We start from the raw sequence: 17141 nt of genomic DNA, 5'->3' as shown, positions 1-17141 counted from the left end.
GCGCCGTGCTTGTGGCTTGGCTTGCTGCGCCCGACGGTTGGCCGGATGCCTGGCCGCTGCACCGACGCCAGGGTTGGCGCGGGTCCGGAGCAGAGGCCAGCTTGCAGAAATGCGCCGTGCCGTTGCCGGACACGAGCGACTGGGGATTCTAAGTAAGTTGGGGGATGGCGAATATCGAAAATATTCGGCGTTTTCCCGGGTTTACAGGCCGATAAACCCGCGCCGCCCCGTTGACGTGCGAACTGAAAAGAAAAAACCCCGTTCGCGGGAACGGGGTTTTTGTGGCGTCAGCGCGACGTTACAGCGTCATGTGCAGCGGCAGCCAGGTGGCGATGCCAGGCACCGCATAGAGCAGCAGCACGGCCGCGATCATCAGGAAGAACATCGGCAGCGATGCGCGCGCGATGTAGGGCAGTTCACGTCCGCTCATGCCGGACAGCACAAACAGGTTGAACCCCACCGGCGGCGTGATCTGTGCCATTTCCACCACGAACACGATGAAGATGCCGAACCAGATCAGGTCGATGCCCGCGGCCTGCACCGTCGGCAACAGTACGCCCATGGTCAGCACCACGATCGAGATGCCGTCCAGGAAGCAGCCCAGGATGATGAAGAACACCATCAGCGCCATGATCAGGCCGAACTGCGACAGGCCCAATCCGCCGATCCATTCCGCCAGCGCGCGCGGCAGGCCGATATAGCCCATCGCCAGTGTGAGGAACTGCGCACCCGCCAGGATCAGGGCAATCATGCAGTACAGCCGGGTGGCGCCCAGCAGCGACTGCATGAACGTCGAGCCGTTCAGCGATCCCTGCAGCGCCGACAGGATCAGCGCGCCCACCACGCCCACCGCCGCCGCTTCCGTGGCAGTGGCGATGCCGGTGTAGATGGAGCCCAGCACCGCGCCGATCAGGAGCAGCACCGGGATCAGGTGGCGTGAGCGGGACAGCTTCTGCATGAAGGTCAGGCCGGGATCCGCCGCCGGCACCTGTCCGGGATTGCGGATGGCCCACCAGGCGATGTAGCCGCTGAACAGCAAGGCGAGCAGGATGCCCGGAATGATGCCGGCGATGAACAGCTTGGCGATCGACACATCGGCCGCCACCCCGTACACGATCATGATGATCGAGGGCGGGATGAGCAGGCCCAGCGTGCCCGCGCCGGACAGCGTGCCGAGAATCTTTTCCTCGGGGTAGCCGCGGCGCGTCAGCTCGGGGATGGTCATCTTGCCGACCGTGGCGCAGGTGGCCGCGGACGAGCCCGACACGGCGGCAAAGATCGCGCAACCGATCACGTTCGTGTGCAAGAGGCGGCCCGGCAGCCGGTTCAGCCAGGGCGCGAGCCCCTTGAACAGGTCTTCGGACAGCCGCGTGCGGAACAGGATCTCGCCCATCCACAGAAAGAGCGGCAGGGCGGTCAGCGTCCAGCTGGACGAGGCGCCCCAGATCGTGACGGCCATGGCGTCGCCGGCGGGACGGCTGGAGAAGATCTCCATACCGATCCACGCGGTGCCCGCCAGGGTCAGGCCGACCCAGACCCCGCAGCCAAGGAGGACGAAGATCGAAACGACCAATAAGGTAATGACGAGAAGTTCATTCATGGGTTTGCTGCGAAGTGGCGGCGGCGACGCCGCGCGAACGGCGGACCAGTTCATCGACCAGGGCGACGAAGAACAGGACGGTGCCGACGGCCATGGTCGTTTGCGGGATCCAGAGCGGCGTGGCGTCGTTCGACGTGGACACGTCGTTGAACAGCCAGGAGTCGTAGGTCAGTTTGATGCTGAAGAAGGCGAAGGCGGCAGCCAGCAGGCAGCCGACGGCCAACGCGAAAATGTCCAGACGGCGGCTGCCAGCGGGATTCAGCGAATTGAGCAGCAGCGTCACACGGATGTGTTCACCGTGCTTGAAGGTGCTGGCCAGCGCAAGGAAGCCCGCAGCGGCCATGAAATACCCGGCATAGGCGTCCGTGCCGGGTATGTTGAAGCTAAGCTGGCGGGCGATGATCGCCGCCAGCACCGAGACGAGCACACCTATCGTGCACAGGCCGGCCAGCAGGCCGGCCGCGCCGTACAGGCTATCTAGAAAACGGCGCATGGCGATATCACTGCTTCTTGTACGCGTCGATCATGGCCTGGCCGTCCGCACCGGCTTTCTTGAGCCAGTCTTCAAGCATGCGCTTGCCGATGACGCTCAGGCCTTCCTTGAGCTCGACCGTGGGCTGGATCGTTTCCATGCCGTTCTTGGCAAGCTCGGCCTGGTACCACTTGTTCTTTTCCTGCGACAGCTTCCAGCCGCGTTCCTCGGCCTGCGCGCCGGCTTTCTTCAGCGCTTCCTGCGTGGCGGGATCCAGCGCGTCGAATGCCTTCTTGTTCACGATGATGGCGTTCTTGGGCAGCCAGGCCTGGGTGTCGTAGAACTTCTTGATGTACTCGTACGTCTTGGTGTCGTAGCCGGTGGACGCCGACGACATGTACGAGTCGATCACGCCGGTGGCGAGCGCCTGGGCCAGTTCGGCCTGCTGCACGGTCACGGGCTGCGCGCCGACCAGTTCAGCAATCTTGGCCGTGACGGGGCTATAAGCGCGCCACTTCAGGCCCTTCATGTCGTTGATCTGCTTGATGTCCTTGTTGGCGAAGATGCCTTGGGGCGGCCATGCCACCGCATACAGCAGCGTCATGCCTTGCGAGGCCAGCTTCTTTTCCAGGAACGGCTTCTGGGCCTGATACAGCTTGAACGACGCGTCGTAGCCGGTGGCCAGGAAGGGCAGGCCGTCCAGTTCGTAGATCGGGTCTTCGTTGGCAAAGTTGGTCAGCAGGATTTCGCCGATCTGCGCCTGGTTGCCTTGCACCGCGCGCTTGATTTCAGGCGCCTTGTACAGCGAGGCATTGTTGTGCAGCGTGATCTTGAGCTTGCCTTGCGACAGCGAATCGACGTCCTTGATGAAGGTCGTCAGGTTCTCGACGTGGAAGTTGCTGGCCGGGTAGGCGCTGGGCAGATCCCACTTGGTCTGGGCCTGTGCGCCCGCGCTGAATGCCAGGACGATGCTGCCGGTCAACAGCGAGATTTTCTTGTACATGGTGGTCCTTCTTTGCGAATGATGAAGACGGGTCTGACCCGATTGGCATTGCGAAAAAAAGAAAGCGCGGCGCCGCGTCGCGCCGCCTGAATGCCGTGCCATTCTATGTTGCTGTGCGGTAACAAAGCGCGGGAAATCGCCGTATTACGGGTAATTCCTAGGGGGAGTTGTTGTTCATTGGTTGAAGGTTCAATGACCCCGCGAAGTTTGCGTTGCGCGCTGATGGCAAGCCATCCGGCGCGCATTTTTTTCTTCTAAGATTGCGGAATCGCAGATGTGGTGAAGAGGGTCGCGTGAATTTCGTTTTTCGCCGTGATGAGTTGCTGGTCGAAGCATCGTCCAGCGTGTTGCCGGATGCGGCGTTGTGTGAACGCATTGGCTTGGCGGCTGCGGCTCTGCAGCCGGTCTGGATGGAAACCGGGTCGCCGTATCGCACGGTCTGCGTCGACCCCGGCCTCGAAGCGCCCGAAGGCTACGCCTTCAAGAAGCTGCGTTCGCTCTTCGGCGTATTCGACGACGAAGGCATGGCGCTGGCCGGCCGCGCCTATCAGATCGCCGAATGGGCGCGCACTCACCGGTTTTGCGGCGCCTGCGGCACGCCCGCCGAACGTGTGGCGCACGAATTCTGCCTGCGCTGCCCGGCCTGCGGCCTGTCCGCGTATCCGCGCATCTCGCCGGCCATGATGGTCCTTATCCGCAAGGGCGACAGCATCCTGCTGGCGCGCCATGCCAATGGGCCAGCGGCGCGCTACACGGCGCTGGCCGGCTTTGTGGAACCCGGCGAAAGCATCGAGCAGACGGTCCACCGCGAGGTCTTCGAAGAAGTCGGCCTCAAGGTCGGCAATCTGCAATATTTCGGCAGTCAGCCGTGGCCGTTCCCGCATTCGCTCATGGTCGCGTTCACCGCGGACTACGTGTCAGGCGACATCCGCATCCAGGAAGACGAGATCGCCGACGCCCGTTGGTTCGGCCCGGGTGACGAGATGCCCGACATCGCGGCCCGTATTTCCATCGCGGGCTGGCTGATCCGGGCCAATCTGCCGATGGGGTGGACCGCGCCGTAAATGGCCGCGGCGCCGCCCGTGCGGTAGGGGTATTCCCTCGAAACGAGGGATTTTTTGTGGCGTTGGAGTATTTTTTATTGATGAAATGTAGATAAATTATTAGTATTTCTCTCAGTTAAACCTCGCCGTCCGCCCCTATGACCCCCACTCTGATTGCCTCGTCCGCGCATCTTGCCGGCGGCAGCGCGCCCGATCTATCCGAGGTGGAGTTCGGCCTCATGATCGCCAGCCACGCATTCGACCGCTGGACGGTGCGGTGCATGGCGGCCGCAGGCCTGCCCGATCTGACGCCCACTGATGTGATGGTGTTTCACCACGTCTACCACCGCGAGCGGCCCAAGAAGCTGGCCGACATCTGCTTCACGCTCAACGTCGAAGACACCCACATCGTCAGCTATGCGCTAAAGAAATTGGATCGGCTGGGCGTGGTCCGTGGCGAACGCAGCAGCAAGGAAGTCTTCTACAGCGTCACGCCCGAGGGCGCGGCGATTCTCAAGCGCTACGGCGAAATCCGCGAGCAATGCCTGACCGCCGGCCTGGATGGCCCGGGCGGCGGCGGTGGTCTGGAATTCAGCCGGCAACTGGCGCACACGCTGCGCGCGCTGTCCGGCCTGTACGACCAGGCGGCCCGCGCCGCGACATCTCTCTGAACCCAACATGCGGGGCAACGCCCCGATCTGTCAGCAACCCGACCGTGGCCGAACGCGCTCCGGCGGTCTCTTGTTTTCAAGGACACCTATGAAGTGGCAATTCTGGATTGACCGTGGGGGCACCTTCACCGACATCGTGGCGCGCCGTCCCGATGGCACGACCACCACCGCAAAGATGCTGTCGGAAAACCCCGAGCAGTACCGCGACGCCGCAGTGGCCGGCATCCGCAAGCTGCTGGGCATCGCACCCGGCCAGCCGGTGCCCGTCGACCAGGTCGAGTGCGTGAAGATGGGCACCACGGTGGCCACCAACGCGCTGCTCGAGCGCAAGGGCGAACGCACCTTGCTCGTCACGACGCGCGGTTTCCGCGATGCGCTGCGCATCGCCTACCAGAACCGCCCGCGGCTTTTCGACCGCAATGTGCTGCTGCCCGAGATGCTGTACGAATCCGTGGTAGAGGCGGACGAGCGCGTCGCCGCGGACGGCGAGGTCATTCAGCCGCTGGACGAAGCCGCGCTGCGCCGCGACATGCAGGCCGCATACGACAGCGGCATCCGCGCGGTCGCCATCGTCTTCATGCACGCCTGGCACGCCACCGGCCACGAACAGCAGGTCGCGCGCATCGCCAACGAGATCGGCTTTACCCAGGTGTCTGTCTCGCACGAGGTCAGCCCGCTGATCAAGTTCGTCTCGCGCGGCGACACGACCGTGGTGGACGCCTACCTGTCGCCCATCCTGAAGCGCTACGTCGATCAGGTGGCCGGCGAACTGCCGGGTATCCGGCTCATGTTCATGCAGTCCAGCGGCGGCCTGACCGACGCGCACCGCTTCCGCGGCAAGGACGCAATTCTCTCGGGCCCGGCCGGCGGCATCGTCGGCATGGTGCGCACCAGTGAGATCGCCGGTTTCCCGAAGGTGATCGGCTTTGACATGGGCGGCACGTCCACCGACGTGTCGCATTACGCGGGCGAGTTCGAACGAGAATTCGAAACCCAGGTGGCCGGCGTGCGCATGCGCGCGCCGATGATGAGCATCCATACGGTCGCAGCCGGTGGCGGTTCGATCCTGCATTTCGACGGCGCGCGGCTGCGCGTCGGTCCCGATTCCGCGGGCGCCAATCCGGGACCGGCGTGCTATCGCCGCGGCGGTCCGCTGGCGGTGACGGACTGCAACGTCCTCCTGGGCAAGATCCAGCCCGATTTCTTCCCCAAGGTGTTCGGACCCGATGCCAACGAGGCCCTGGACCGCGACGCCGTGGTCGAACGCTTTTCGGCCATGGCTGATGAAGTGCGCGCCGCCACGGGCCGCGAGATGTCGCCCGAGCAGCTTGCCGAAGGCTTTCTCGAGATCGCCGTGGGCAACATGGCCGAAGCCATCAAGCGCATCTCGGTGCAGCGCGGCCATGATGTCACCGAATACGCGCTGACCGTGTTCGGCGGCGCTGGCGGGCAGCACGCCTGCCTGGTGGCCGACGCGTTGGGTATGACGACAGTGTTCGCGCACCCGCTGGGCGGCGTGCTGTCGGCCTACGGCATGGGCCTGGCCGATCAGACCGACATGCGCCAGAAGACGGTCGAGAAGGTGCTGGACGCGAGCCTGATGGGCGAGTTGAAGGACGAACTGGATGTTCTGGCGGGCCAGGCGGTCGGCGAACTGCGCCGCCAGCACGTCGCCGAAGCCGACATCACGGTGCAGCGCCGCCTGCACCTGAAGTACCGCGGCACCGACACCGCGCTGGAAGTGGCGTACTCGGACCTGGATCAGGCGCGCCGCGACTTCGAAGCCGCCTACCGCCAGCGCTATTCATTCCTGATGCCCAACCGCGAACTCGTGGTCGAGACCATCTCGGTCGAGGCGACGGGCGGCGGTGAGCGCGTTGGCGAAGCGTCCACGTCGCGCACCCGCGAAGGCGCGCTGACAGCCCGCCGCGTGGTCAGCATGTACAGCGCCGGCGCCTGGCGCGACACGCCGCTTTACGTGCGTGAGGACATGGCCGGCGGCGATGTCGTTGCAGGCCCCGCGATCATTTCCGAGCCCAACCAGACCACGGTCGTCGAGCCCGGCTGGCAGGCCGAACTGACGGCGCAGGATCACTTCGTGATCCGCCGCGTGGAAGCGCGCCGCGAGCAGCGCAAGGTCGGCACGCAGGCGGATCCTGTCATGCTCGAGGTCTTCAACAACCTCTTCATGTCGATCGCCGAGCAGATGGGCTACCGCCTGCAGAACACGGCGTACTCGGTCAACATCAAGGAACGCCTGGACTTCTCTTGCGCCATCTTCGACGCGCAGGCCCGCCTGATCGCCAACGCGCCGCACATGCCGGTGCACCTGGGTTCCATGGGCGAGTCCGTGCGCACGGTCATGAACGCCAATGCCGGCAAGATGATGCCCGGCGACGCGTACGTCGTGAACGATCCGTACCACGGCGGCACGCACTTGCCTGACGTCACGGTCATCACGCCGGTGTTCGACAAGGCGGGGCGCGAGATCCTGTTCTACGTGGGATCGCGCGGCCACCACGCCGACATCGGCGGCACCACGCCCGGCTCGATGCCGCCGGATTCCAAGACGGTCGAAGACGAAGGCGTGCTGTTCACGAACTTCCAGCTCGTCAAGGACGGCGAGTTCCGCGAAGCGGCCGCGCGCGGGATCCTGGGATCGGGCCGCTGGCCGGCGCGCAACCCGGATCAGAACATCGCCGACATGCACGCGCAGATCGCCGCCAACGAAAAGGGCGTGCAGGAACTCTTGCGCATGTGCGATCACTTCGGCCTGGATGTCGTGCGCGCCTACATGGGCCACGTGCAGGACAACGCCGAAGAGGCCGTGCGCCGCGTGATCTCGGTGCTGAAGGACGGCAGCTACGAGTACCCGCTGGACAACGGCGCGGTGATTCGCGTGGCCGTGCGGGTGGACACCGAAGCGCGCAGCGCGGTGGTCGACTTTACGGGCACCTCGGCGCAGCTGGACAACAACTTCAACGCGCCGGGCGCGATCGCCGTGGCCGCCGTGCTGTATGTGTTCCGCACGATGGTCAACGACGACATCCCGCTGAACGACGGCTGCCTGGTGCCGCTGTCCATCATCGTGCCGGAAGGCTCGATGCTGCGTCCGAACCCGCCGGCTTCGGTGGTCGCGGGCAACGTGGAAACGTCCATGTGCATCGTCAATGCGCTGTATGGCGCGCTGGGCGTGCTGGCCGCCAGCCAGGGCACCATGAACAACTTCACGTTCGGCAACGCGCGCCATCAGTACTACGAGACCATCTCGGGCGGCACGGGTGCGGGTCCGGTGCGCATCGATGCGGCGGGTCCCCACGACGAAGGGTTTGCGGGTACGTCGGTCGTTCAGGCGCACATGACCAACTCGCGCCTGACCGATCCGGAAGTGCTGGAGTTCCGCTTCCCGGTCCGTCTGGAGTCCTACGAGATTCGTAAGGGCTCGGGCGGCAAGGGCCGGTATCCCGGCGGCGACGGCGGCATACGCCGCATCCGCTTCCTGGAACACATGACCGCGGCCATCCTGTCGAACAACCGGCGTTACGCGCCGTTTGGTCTGGCGGGCGGCGAGCCGGGCGCCATGGGCCGCAACACGGTTGAACGCGTGGACGGCACCATCGAGGAACTCGGTCCGCAGGACAGCGCGCAACTGCGTCCAGGCGATGTCTTCGTGGTGGAAACGCCCGGAGGCGGCGGTTACGGCGCGCAGTGATGCACGCCAGGATGTCCGGTCCCGATCACTCGGGATCGGACATCACGTCCAGCGCGATATCGGCGCGTGCCTTACGGTCGTAGACGCGCAGGACGACCGCCTCATCGGTTATTTCGAACATCGCCGTCGCCAAGGTGTTCTCGTCGTCGGGATCGTCCTTGGCGGTCCGCAGGATCGGCAGCTTGCCCTCGGTATCCAGCAGGGCAGCCAGCATGTCGGCGCTGCCCGATTCCGGTAGCCATCCATCCACCAGGCCTTCGATCCGGTTCTGCCGCGCCCGCGACGAATCGGTGACGATCTGCGCCTGGCCGCGGGTGGCCGCGTGCACCATGTGGTTGGCGTGGCCGTAGCGCCGGCCGATCTCCTGAATGGACACCGAACCCGGCGTGACCTCGGCGCTGAGCAGGCGTGGGTCCGACGCCGCGCCCAGCGTGTGATGAAAACCGCCGGCGTGGGGCAGGTCGTGCAGCAGCGCCACCGCCTCGTCCAGCGTCGTGCAGTCCAGGACCGCGCGCGCCGCGAACATGCGGGGCACGCCCGCATGGCGCTGCCGGGTACGCAGGTTGTTGATGGTTTGCACCAGGCCCACGCGATTGGCGGCGAAGGTGTGGCCGGGCAGGGAACCCGGGTAATAGAAGCTGAGATAACCCGGCGCGTCGTCCAGCGCCACGTCCACCAGATGGCAGCGGCCATACAGATAGGGGTCGCCGTCCTCGTTGTGACCGATCCAGCGCGTGCCGTCGGCGGTGCGCAGGGCGGCCGACGTGCAGCCATCCGTGGTGCTGTGCAGCAGATCGCCGCGGCAATGCCATAGCAGCACGTCCTTGAGCGGCATGCGCAGGCCTTCGGCCAAACCTTCGAATTCATCCCAGATCTCGGGCAGGGCGGCCTGCGTCTGCTGCGCCAGCTCGTCGACGAAAGGATGACCGCGCCACGGCCGCAGGGCTTCCCAGGTGCCGCTCTGTTCCAGATAGGACCCCATGATGGGACGGGCCAGCTTGCCCAGCGCCACGCCGACCTGGCGGCGGTTTCCAGCGATGCGTACGTATTTGCAGGCCATCGAAAACCTCCGGATGTCTCGCGGATTGTACGGGGTCTGCCGTTCCGCCGGGCTCCATCCGATGCGTTAAGATCGTCGATAAGTTGCGCCGGCGAACCCGGCGCGGCCCAGGAATCATGCCCTTACAACAAGCCCGGGGTGCCTGGCGCTCCCCAAGAGGAGAGTTTCATGATCAAACGTAAAGTCGCCGCCGCTATGGTGGGCCTGTCCCTGACCCTGTTCGGCGCCGCGTCGGCCGCTCAGGCCCAGGGCAGGGAATTGGTGGTGGCCACCGATACCGCTTTCGTGCCGTTCGAATTCAAGCAGGGCAACACGTACGTCGGCTTCGACGTCGACCTGTGGGCGGCCATCGCGAAGGAACTCAACCTCAAGTACAAGCTGCAACCGATGGACTTCGCCGGCATCATTCCCGGCCTGCAGACCAAGAACATCGACGCCGCGCTTGCGGGCATCACGATCCGCGACGACCGCAAGAAGGTCATCGACTTCTCGGATCCCTACTACGAAAGCGGCCTGGCTATCCTGGTGGGCGAAAAGAACACCGACATCAAGGACGCCAAGTCCCTGGCCGGCAAGACCGTCGCCGTCAAGACGGGCACCGCGACCGTGGACTTCCTGAAGGCCCAGGTGCCGGACGCCAAGCTCAAGCTGTTCCCCAACATCGACAACGCGTACCTTGAACTGGCTACCGGCCGGGTCGATGCCGCCGTCCACGACACGCCGAACGTCCAGTATTACGCCAATACGGCCGGCAAGGGCCGCGTGAAGGTGGTCGGCTCGGTCAAGAGCGGCGACTTCTACGGCATTGCCTTCCCGAAGGGCAGCGAACTGGTCCCCGAGGTCAACAAGGCGCTCGCCAACCTGAAGGCCAGCGGCGAATACGACGCGATCTACACCAAGTGGTTCGGCAAGAAGCCCTGACCGGCTCGCCAAGCGGCACTTTTCACGGACGCGCCGTGTAAGCCGCGGTGAAGGACCGGGTCCGGCGCGTTGCCGGATTCGGTGGTGGCAAGCGCCACCGCTCCCGACCGCGAGGCGCGTCCGCCATGATGCGGGCGCGCCGCTGCGCGCCATAGGGGGAAGATCGTGGAGTTTGACTGGGCTGTCATCGAGGAAGCGTTACCCAATCTGCTGACGGGTACGCTCATGACCATCAAGATCACGTTCTGGGGCCTGGCGGGCGGCTTTCTGCTCGGGGCGCTGTCGGGCGTGACGCGGGCCTACGGGAACGCGATCTTGTCGGGCATCGCGCAGGTCTATGTCGCGGTCATCCGCGGCACGCCGATCGTGGTGCAGGTCATGTTCATCTACTTTGCGCTGCCGCTGCTGGCAGACATCCGGGTCGACGCCGAATTCGCGGCGATCGCCACCCTCATCATCAATTCGGGGGCGTACATCTCGGAGATCGTGCGGGGGGCGCTGCTGTCGGTCCATAAGGGCCTGAAGGAAGCAGGGCAGGCGATGGGCCTGCCGTTTCACAAGATCCTGCTGCACATCATTGGTCCCGTTGCGTTCCGGCGCATGATTCCGCCCCTGGGCAACCAGTGCATCATCAGCCTTAAGGATTCGTCGCTGTTCATCGTGATCGGCGTGGCGGAACTGACCCGTCAAGGGCAGGAAATCATGGCCAGCAATTTCCGGGCGGTCGAAATCTGGTCCGCCGTGGCGATCATCTATCTGATCCTCACGGGGCTGATGGCGTTGACCCTGCATCTGGTCGAAAAGAGGATGCGCATCATATGAGCATGGTTGAATTTCATAACGTCACCAAACGCTTTGGCGACTCGACGGTGCTGAACGGCATCTCGCTCAACATCGATGCTGGCGAGGTCGTGGTGGTGGTCGGGCCTTCAGGCTCGGGCAAGTCCACTTTCCTGCGTTGCATCAACGTGCTGGAAACGATCAACGACGGCGACCTGCTGGTCGATGGCCTCAGTGTGAAAGGCGACCCGGCCACCGTACGCGAGATCCGGCGCGAGGCGGGCATGGTGTTCCAGCAGTTCAATCTGTTCCCGCAGATGACGGCACTGGAAAACGTCATGTTCGGACCCGTCCACACCCGGGGCCAGAGCCGAGACGAGGCCCGTCAGCTTGCTCAGGGGTTGCTGGCAAAGGTGGGTCTGGCCGAACGCATGAATCACTACCCTTCGGAACTGTCCGGGGGGCAGCAGCAGCGTGTGGCAATTGCCCGCGCGCTGGCGATCATGCCCAAGCTGATGCTGTTCGACGAGCCCACGTCTGCGCTGGATCCCGAGCTGCGTCACGAAGTGCTGAAGGTCATGCGCGACCTGGCCGAGGAGGGGATGACGATGGTGGTCGTCACGCACGAGATGGAATTCGCGCGCAAGGTCGGCAGCCGGCTGATCTTCATCGATGCCGGCAAGATCGCTCATGATGGTCCGCCGGAGGAGCTGCTCAGCAATCCGCCCAGCCAGCGCTTGAAGGACTTTCTGCAGCACGTGACCTGACGTGACGCAAAAAAGGCGTCCGGCTTGTGGCCGGACGCCTTTTTTGGTGTGCGCGGTAAGGAGGGCCTCAGCCCTTCACGCGGACGATCTTCTGCACCTGCGGCACGTGCCGGATGGCGCGGATGACCTGGGCCAGATGCTTGCGGCTGTCGACCTGGATGGTCAGGTGCAGCGACACGGTGGACACGGCGTCGTCGTGCATCGTGACATGCATGATATTGGCGTCGGCGGCGGTAACTTCCGCTGCCAGCCGTCCCAACACGCCGCGTTCATTGCGCGTGACGATGTCCAGACGCGTCGCCAGATGCTTGGCGGTCTGCGCATCCCAGCCCACGTTGATCCACCGCTCGGGCTCGCGCAGGCGCTGGCGCAACGCGACGGGGCAATCGGCCGTGTGCACCACCAGGCCGTGACCCATGCGCATCCCTGCCACGATGGGATCGCCGGGCAGCGGACCGCAGCAAGGAGCAAGCTGCACTGCCTGGCCTTCGTTGCCCTGGATCAGGATGGGCGCGCTGCGCGCCGAGGTCAGTTCGTCGACCGCGGCGGCCGTGGTGGCGACCAGTTGGTGCTCCGGCGCAAATCGGCGGGCAACCACCGCGGCAAGCCGCTTGCCCAGCCCGATGTCGGCCAGGATTTCCTCGCGCGAACTGGCGCCGGTGCTACGTGCCAGCTTTTGCCAGCCCGGGTCGTCGGTGGCGGGCAAAGGCATGTGCAATTCCTGCATTGCCTGGGCCAGCAATCGTTCGCCGAAAGCCACCGACTCTTCGTACTTGACGGTACGCAGGTAGTGGCGGATTTCAGAACGCGCCCGGCCGGTGCGCACATAGTTCAGCCATTGCGCATTCGGTCGCGAGGCCGGCGACGTGACGATTTCCACGGTGTCGCCGCTGCTCAGTTCGGTGCGCAGCGGCACGAACTCGCCATTGACCTTGGCCGCGACGGCCTGATTGCCGATGTCGGTGTGAATCGCGTAGGCGAAGTCGACGGGCGTGGCGCCGCGGGGCAGCGAAATGATCTTGCCGCGCGGCGTAAAGACGTACACGGCGTCCGGGAACAGGTCGACCTTGACGTGCTCGAGGAATTCGCCTGAATCGCCAGTCTGGCTCTGAATGTCCAGCAGCGATTGCAGCCATTGGTGCGTGCGCTTTTGCAGGTCGTTGAGCGTCAGATCCGCGCCCTTGTATAGCCAGTGCGAGGCGACGCCTTCCTCGGCGACGTGGTGCATGTCGCGCGTACGGAACTGGAACTCGACCGGCGTGCCGTAGGGGCCGACCAGCGTCGTGTGCAGGGACTGATAGCCGTTCACCTTGGGGATGGCGATGTAGTCCTTGAACTTGCCGGGCACCGGGCGGAAGAGCTGATGCAGCGTCCCCAGCGCCAGATAGCACTCGGGCAGGGTATGGACGACGATGCGGAAACCGTAGATGTCCAACACGTCAGAAAAGGACTTTTTCTGGTCGACCATCTTGCGGTAGATGCCGAACAGCGTCTTTTCGCGGCCGCTGACTTCGGCCTCGATGCCGGCCGCGGGCAGGGCGGCGCGCACGGAGTCGGCGATCTTGGTAATGACCTCGCGGCGGTTGCCGCGCGCGGCCAGGACGGCCTTGTACAGCACCTGATACCGGTTCGGGTGCATCGCGGCAAAGCACAGGTCCTGCAGTTCGCGGAACAGCAGGTTCAGGCCGAGCCGATGCGCGATGGGCGCATAGATGTCCAAGGTTTCGCGGGCGATGCGGCGGCGCTTTTCGGGATTGACCGCGTCCAGCGTGCGCATGTTGTGCAGCCGGTCGGCCAGCTTGATGAGGATGACGCGCACGTCGCGCGCCATCGCCAGCAGCATCTTGCGGAAGCTCTCTGCCTGTTGTTCGGCCTTGGTGGCGAAGTCCAGGCGGTCCAGCTTGGACAGGCCATCGACCAGCTCGGCGACTTCCGGTCCGAACTTCTCGGCCAGCTCGTGCTTGGCGATGCCCTGGTCTTCCATCACGTCGTGCAGCAGAGCGGCAGACAGCGCGTTGACGTCGAGCTTCCAGCCCGCGCAGATTTCGGTGACGGCGATGGGATGAGAGATGTAGGGCGAGCCGCTGGCGCGGAACTGGCCCAGGTGCGCCTGGTCCGCAAAGCGATAGGCTTCGCGCACGCGCTCTACATCATTCTTGTCGAGATAGCTGCCGATGATTTCGGTCAGCGGCGCCAGCGAGGCAACCGGGGATCCGGTCGCGTCCGCCGCTTCTTGTGCGGCGACGGACGGTGGCGTGGGGGAGTTCTTGTCTTTCTTGCCCGTGCGGCGCCCGAGACGGGAGCCGGCACGTAGTGCGGCAAGCAGACCAGATGAAGCGTACTTCAGCCCGGGAAAAGCCATGCTTGCAGCCCCCCGGAGCGTATCAGGTGGGAACTTTACGCAGCATTTCCACGCCGGTGAGTCCGCCAGCGATTTCGCGCAGGGCCGTGACCGTGGGCTTGTCCTTGCTGTCCAGGCGCGGGGCGTGGCCTTGCGCCAATTCACGGGCGCGGTAGGTCGCGGCCAGCGTGAGCTTGAAACGATTGGGGATTTGATTCAGACAGTCTTCGACAGTGATGCGAGCCATTAGGACACCTGGTGCTGATGGATGATGGGGAGAATGCGTTCGGCTCAGTGTTCGGCCGGGATGCCAAGTTGCGCAAACAACTCGGCGTGACGGGCGGCCTGAGACGAAAAACGCAGCCGTGCGGCGCTGACGATTTGGGTCAGCTCCGACAGGGCTACGCTAAATTCTTGATTAATAATAACATATTCGCATTCAGGCGCATGGGCGATTTCGCCGCCTGCGGCCATCAGCCGGCGGGCGATGACTTGGGGCTCGTCCTGGCCGCGCGCCTTGAGGCGGCTTTCAAGCTCGTCGATGGACGGGGGCAGCACGAAAATGCCGATCGCGCGCGGAAAACGCTGCTTCACCTGGCGCGCGCCTTGCCAGTCGATTTCCAGCAGCACGTCACGTCCCTGGCTGGTCGCCTCGTCGATGCGGTCGCGCGGCGTGCCGTAGAAATTGCCGTGGACTTCGGCCCATTCCAGCAGGTTCTGCGCTTCGCGCATGCGCTTGAAATCGTCGATCGACACGAACCGGTACTCGCGGCCGTCTTCTTCGCCGGGGCGGGGCGCGCGCGTCGTGCAGGAAATGGAAAGCAGGATGGAGGAGTCCTGGGCAAGCAGGGCCTTCACGAGGCTGGACTTGCCGGCGCCGCTGGGCGCGACGACCATGAAGACGTTTCCGGGAGTGGCGTGCATGAATGAATGTGACCGGCTGTGATGCTGAGAGTCGAAGAATAGCAAATCGCGCGGTTGGCCGCGCGGTCCGGCAACGTGTTAATCCATGCCGGGCCGACGTTGGACACAGGCGGCCGACGCGCAGTGTGGGCGGCGCAACGGGCGCGTGTCATCCCTTTGGCGGGAATGTAGAAAGTGTGTCGCGTCTGGAACCTTCGCTTGCAGCATCCGTGAGACGATTCGGGTAGGATTTCGCGCATTCATAAGACGGAGAATCCGATGAACACGAACGAGATCGATCCGCCCCGCGTCGCCCTGGTCACGGGCGCCGGCACCGGCATTGGCCGCGCAGTCGCGCTGGAATTCCTGGCGCAGGGTTACCGGGTCGTGCTGGCGGGCCGCCGGCGTGAGCCCCTGGAAGCCACCCGGACGGCCGCCGGGGAAGACGGTCTGCGGGCACTCGTCGTGCCCACGGACGTATCCGACGAGCAGGCAGTCCGCGATCTCTTCGATACCGCCCAGCGCGAATACGGCCGCCTGGACGTGCTGTTCAACAACGCCGGGCGCGGCGCGCCGGCCGTGCCGATCGAGGAATTGCCGGTGGCCGTGTGGCGCGAAGTCGTCGACACCAACCTGACGGGCATGTTCCTGTGCGCGCAGGCTGCGATCCGCATCATGAAAGCGCAGAACCCGCGAGGCGGCCGCATCATCAACAACGGCTCGATTTCCTCGCACGCGCCGCGGCCGTTTTCCATTGCCTATACCGCCACCAAGCACGCGGTGACCGGGCTGACCAAGTCGATCTCCCTGGATTGCCGAGCGTACAACATTGCATGCGGCCAGATCGATATCGGCAACGCTGCCACGGAAATGACTGAGCGCATGGCTGCCGGCATCCTGCAGGCCGATGGCAGCACCAAGGTCGAACCGCGCATGGACGTTGCGCACGTAGCGCAGGCCGTGGCCGCAATGGCCCGTCTGCCGCTGGACGCCAACGTGCAATTCATGACGCTCATGGCCACCAACATGCCGTTCGTGGGCCGGGGCTGAGCGTCATTTAAGGAACGAAACCGCCGGCACAAGCGTGCCGGCGTTTTTGCGTTTATCCCCAGGCGCCCAGTGGGCGCCGTCCGCCGGCCTTGCGCTTAGCGCGAGGCCTGAGCAAGCAGTTGCTTGGGCGGGGTATCCAGATAGGCGCGGGCGCCCAGGTAACGTTTGGACCAGTAGGCCGTCTTCATGTCGTCGACGCGCACCTTGGTGCCGCGGCGGGGGGCATGAACGAACTTGTTCTGGCCAATATAGATGCCGACGTGCGAGGTGACGCCGCGTCCACGGGTGGCGAAGAACACCAGATCACCGGGGCGCAGTTCCTTCTTGGCGGACACGGTCTTGCCTTCGCTGCGCTGGGCGCGCGCGGTGCGCGGCAGCTCCAGGCCCGCGATTTCGCGGTAGACATACAGGACGAGCCCGCTGCAATCGAAGCCGTCGGCGTCATCGCCGCCCCAGCTGTAGGGCGTGCCGATGGCCTCCAGGCCGGCCTGCACGACGCGCTCGCGCAGCGTCAGGACGGTGGGCTCTTGCGCGAGGCTTAAGCCGCTGAGGGTGGGGCGGGCTTGTTCGGCGGCCAGCGAGGCTTGGGCGGCGCCAGGAATCCAGGAGAGCGTCAGGGCCAGCAGGGGCGCTGACAGAAATGCGGGCGTGCGGAATTGGGTAAAGCGAAACTTTCGCGTGGGCGGCGTCATTACGTCACTTCAGAAATCGGAGTGGGCGGCATGGCTTTGCCTATGAGGCAAGCCGGCGGAAAGGGGAGCGGTTTCCAGGCAGAAAGCAAGAAACGCCTCAAGATTATAGTGTAATAATGTTTCATT

Annotated in this window: 15 protein-coding genes; 7 read left to right on the top strand and 8 right to left on the bottom strand. The window is 64.6% G+C overall.

From position 1 onward, the window contains the following. Positions 1–298: 298 nt before the first annotated feature. Genes HV681_RS03295 through HV681_RS03285 form a run of 3 tightly spaced genes read right to left on the bottom strand, consistent with a single transcriptional unit; the run spans position 299 to position 3075 of the window. The gene (locus HV681_RS03295; protein WP_175121686.1) at positions 299–1600 is read right to left on the bottom strand and encodes a TRAP transporter large permease; all 1302 of its coding nucleotides are present in this window, start codon (positions 1598–1600) and stop codon (positions 299–301) included. Beyond that, positions 1593–2093 (bottom strand): TRAP transporter small permease, encoded by a 501-nt coding sequence (locus HV681_RS03290; protein WP_175121685.1) that lies wholly within the window; start codon positions 2091–2093, stop codon positions 1593–1595. The genes HV681_RS03295 and HV681_RS03290 overlap by 8 nt, the downstream gene beginning before the upstream one ends. A 7-nt stretch (positions 2094–2100) precedes the next feature. Then, complete coding sequence (locus HV681_RS03285; RefSeq protein ID WP_175121684.1) at positions 2101–3075, bottom strand: TRAP transporter substrate-binding protein; 975 nt, start codon at positions 3073–3075, stop codon at positions 2101–2103. A gap of 293 nt (positions 3076–3368) precedes the next feature. On the opposite strand from HV681_RS03285, the gene nudC reads away from it, so the two are divergent. The 3 genes from nudC to HV681_RS03270 all read left to right on the top strand — a co-directional run bounded on the left by nudC (position 3369) and on the right by HV681_RS03270 (position 8501). Next, positions 3369–4139, top strand: coding sequence for an NAD(+) diphosphatase (nudC, locus tag HV681_RS03280; RefSeq protein WP_175121683.1), 771 nt, complete (start codon positions 3369–3371; stop codon positions 4137–4139). Between the two features lie 137 nt (positions 4140–4276). Continuing rightward, a complete protein-coding gene (locus HV681_RS03275; RefSeq protein WP_175121682.1) occupies positions 4277–4789 on the top strand; it encodes a winged helix DNA-binding protein in 513 nt (170 codons plus the stop codon). A gap of 88 nt (positions 4790–4877) precedes the next feature. Next, entirely contained in the window at positions 4878–8501 is a 3624-nt protein-coding gene (locus HV681_RS03270) for a hydantoinase B/oxoprolinase family protein (RefSeq protein WP_175121681.1), read from the top strand. A 25-nt stretch (positions 8502–8526) separates the two neighbouring features. Here the strand turns inward: HV681_RS03270 and HV681_RS03265 are convergent, their stop codons facing one another. Beyond that, on the bottom strand, positions 8527–9561 hold the full coding sequence (locus HV681_RS03265) for a C45 family autoproteolytic acyltransferase/hydrolase (RefSeq protein WP_175121680.1): 1035 nt from the start codon (positions 9559–9561) through the stop codon (positions 8527–8529). A 168-nt stretch (positions 9562–9729) separates the two neighbouring features. Between HV681_RS03265 and glnH the strand changes: the two genes are divergently transcribed. From glnH to glnQ, 3 genes are all read left to right on the top strand, one after another. Next, complete coding sequence (gene glnH, locus HV681_RS03260) at positions 9730–10482, top strand: glutamine ABC transporter substrate-binding protein GlnH (RefSeq protein WP_175121679.1); 753 nt, start codon at positions 9730–9732, stop codon at positions 10480–10482. 165 nt (positions 10483–10647) lie between these two features. Then, the gene (glnP, locus tag HV681_RS03255; protein WP_175121678.1) at positions 10648–11304 is read left to right on the top strand and encodes a glutamine ABC transporter permease GlnP; all 657 of its coding nucleotides are present in this window, start codon (positions 10648–10650) and stop codon (positions 11302–11304) included. Further along, positions 11301–12029 (top strand): glutamine ABC transporter ATP-binding protein GlnQ, encoded by a 729-nt coding sequence (gene glnQ / locus HV681_RS03250; protein WP_175121677.1) that lies wholly within the window; start codon positions 11301–11303, stop codon positions 12027–12029. The genes glnP and glnQ overlap by 4 nt, the downstream gene beginning before the upstream one ends. Before the next feature lie 67 nt (positions 12030–12096). On the opposite strand, the gene HV681_RS03245 is transcribed toward glnQ, so the two are convergent. The 3 genes from HV681_RS03245 to gmk are packed head-to-tail and all read right to left on the bottom strand — an operon-like array spanning position 12097 to position 15294. Then, positions 12097–14391, bottom strand: a complete 2295-nt coding sequence (locus HV681_RS03245) for a RelA/SpoT family protein (RefSeq protein WP_175121676.1) — start codon at positions 14389–14391, stop codon at positions 12097–12099. Positions 14392–14413: 22 nt separating this feature from the next. Beyond that, complete coding sequence (gene rpoZ, locus HV681_RS03240) at positions 14414–14617, bottom strand: DNA-directed RNA polymerase subunit omega (protein ID WP_006219679.1); 204 nt, start codon at positions 14615–14617, stop codon at positions 14414–14416. A gap of 44 nt (positions 14618–14661) precedes the next feature. Continuing rightward, positions 14662–15294: a guanylate kinase gene (gmk, locus tag HV681_RS03235; protein ID WP_175121675.1), complete on the bottom strand. Its 633-nt coding sequence runs from the start codon at positions 15292–15294 to the stop codon at positions 14662–14664. Between the two features lie 258 nt (positions 15295–15552). Here gmk and HV681_RS03230 point away from each other — a divergent pair, with 258 nt between their 5' ends. Beyond that, positions 15553–16323: an SDR family oxidoreductase gene (locus tag HV681_RS03230; protein ID WP_175121674.1), complete on the top strand. Its 771-nt coding sequence runs from the start codon at positions 15553–15555 to the stop codon at positions 16321–16323. Positions 16324–16418: 95 nt separating this feature from the next. Here HV681_RS03230 and HV681_RS03225 read toward each other — a convergent pair whose 3' ends face one another. Continuing rightward, the gene (locus tag HV681_RS03225; protein WP_175121673.1) at positions 16419–17015 is read right to left on the bottom strand and encodes a C40 family peptidase; all 597 of its coding nucleotides are present in this window, start codon (positions 17013–17015) and stop codon (positions 16419–16421) included. Positions 17016–17141: the final 126 nt, after the last annotated feature.

The organism is Achromobacter animicus (genome assembly GCF_902859585.1).
In the GTDB taxonomy this organism is placed as follows: domain Bacteria; phylum Pseudomonadota; class Gammaproteobacteria; order Burkholderiales; family Burkholderiaceae_B; genus Achromobacter; species Achromobacter animicus.
The sequence above is the reverse complement of the archived record's forward strand: the minus strand, read 5'-3'. Positions and strand labels throughout refer to the sequence as shown.